Raw genomic sequence first — 1,417 nt, 5'->3', positions numbered from 1 at the left:
ATCTCTGCGCCATCGTGCGAAAATTTACCCGGATCATTGATAACGTTTGTAAACAGGAGGACGGAGCAGATGAATGCCACAATCATTGCTGCGGTTGAAACCAGATCTTGGCGGCGATAATTGCGCCCGGTCAGCGATAATAGGCCGAAAAACGCAAACGCCGCAAGGGGTGCAAGCAAAATGATGCTAATAAGAGGTACAACAGGCATATAAAAAATCTCCTAATGGAGTTGCTTACTCTATTTCTGAAATAATATGATTGGGGTCACGGGGTCTTAATTTTTCTGTGGTACAATCTACAAGGAGATCCAGTTCTTCGAGGACAATTGCTCCGATGAGTGCCGAATCTCGGTTGGACTCAAGCGAACTTGTATTTCATCAACTTCACGCACGCCTAATTCCGTTGCCACATGTTCGGGGATTACCAATCGTACTGCTCCTGTATCCACTACACCCCGAATTTCGGTTTGACGCACCTGATTGGGGGCGAGAAGGCCACGATGTACAAGTGCAGTATCAACACTATTTGCTAACTTGAGTTCCACGGCGAAAGGCCCCATTCTGTCATCTCCTAAGCAATTGGGCACCGTAAACTATCCCTTCAAAGTATCGGTTTCGTCGGGACTGATGGTGCTGAACTCTCTGTAGATTGCCAGAATAATGGCTAAAAAGACGGCGGCTTCTGCGGCGGCAAGGACGATTCCAAAAAGCGCGATGATCTGACCGCTGATGTCATCAGGGGGCGTCACATAACGGGAGAAGGCAGCAAAATTGAGGTTACAGGAATTGAGGATCAATTCGATCCCCATCAGGATGCTGATAGCGTTTCTGCGCGTCAAAACGCAAAAGATTCCAAGACAGAATAGTATAATGCTGATAACAAGGTAGCTCTGTAAACTCATTCGTCCCTGACCTCCTTACGAGAAATAAGCGCCGCACCAATCAAGGCGACCAACAGCAGAATCGACGCGATCTCAAATGGCAGCAAAAACTCCTCTTTCATAATCATCTCGCCAATCTTCTTTGTTGTCGGTTCCTGCGATGCCCCTGCGTCCACATTTTCCCATTGGGGTGTGTTTGTAATGACACTCAGAAGCAACCCAAAGAGAATCAGCGATACGATTCCTCCCCAGAACATCTGTCCACGTTGAAGTTTTAGTTTCAAGTCCAAGCTGCCGCTTGTCATCATAACGCCAAATAGGATTAGCACCAAAATACCGCCAACATAGACTATCACTTGGGTGGCAGCAAGGAAATCAGCTTGTAAGAAAACATAAAGTCCTGCAATGCTGAAGAGGGTAACCATCAATGCGAAGGCAGCGTAGACGATATTTTTTATCGTTACAACGATCACTGCCGATCCAATGGTCAGCAAGGCGAAAAGGTAGAAAACCAATTGTTGAGGATTCAATTCCAT

The 1,417-nt window shown here is 46.6% G+C and carries 4 protein-coding genes; all 4 read right to left on the bottom strand.

The genetic code is table 11. The annotated features are described in order from the left end of the window. Positions 1-209 (bottom strand): hypothetical protein (locus tag J4G02_18535; protein ID MCE2396533.1); only part of this gene is annotated, 209 nt, incomplete at its 3' end. 87 nt (positions 210-296) lie between these two features. Beyond that, the gene (locus J4G02_18530) at positions 297-560 is read right to left on the bottom strand and encodes a hypothetical protein (protein MCE2396532.1); all 264 of its coding nucleotides are present in this window, start codon (positions 558-560) and stop codon (positions 297-299) included. 33 nt (positions 561-593) lie between these two features. Further along, the gene (nuoK, locus tag J4G02_18525) at positions 594-902 is read right to left on the bottom strand and encodes an NADH-quinone oxidoreductase subunit NuoK (GenBank protein MCE2396531.1); all 309 of its coding nucleotides are present in this window, start codon (positions 900-902) and stop codon (positions 594-596) included. Further along, positions 899-1,417, bottom strand: a 519-nt coding sequence (locus tag J4G02_18520) for an NADH-quinone oxidoreductase subunit J (protein ID MCE2396530.1), incomplete at its 5' end; no start/stop codon positions are given. The genes nuoK and J4G02_18520, both read right to left, overlap by 4 nt.

This window comes from Candidatus Poribacteria bacterium, assembly GCA_021295755.1.
Lineage (GTDB): Bacteria > Poribacteria > WGA-4E > WGA-4E > PCPOR2b > PCPOR2b.
This window is presented reverse-complemented; position numbering and strand designations above follow the sequence as displayed.

Bases quoted from the DNA above. Each gene is read 5' to 3' on its own strand.
- nuoK (MCE2396531.1), bottom strand. From the start codon at position 902: ATGAGTTTACAGAGCTACCTTGTTATCAGCATTATACTATTCTGTCTT.
- J4G02_18530 (MCE2396532.1), bottom strand. From the start codon at position 560: ATGGGGCCTTTCGCCGTGGAACTCAAGTTAGCAAATAGTGTTGATACT.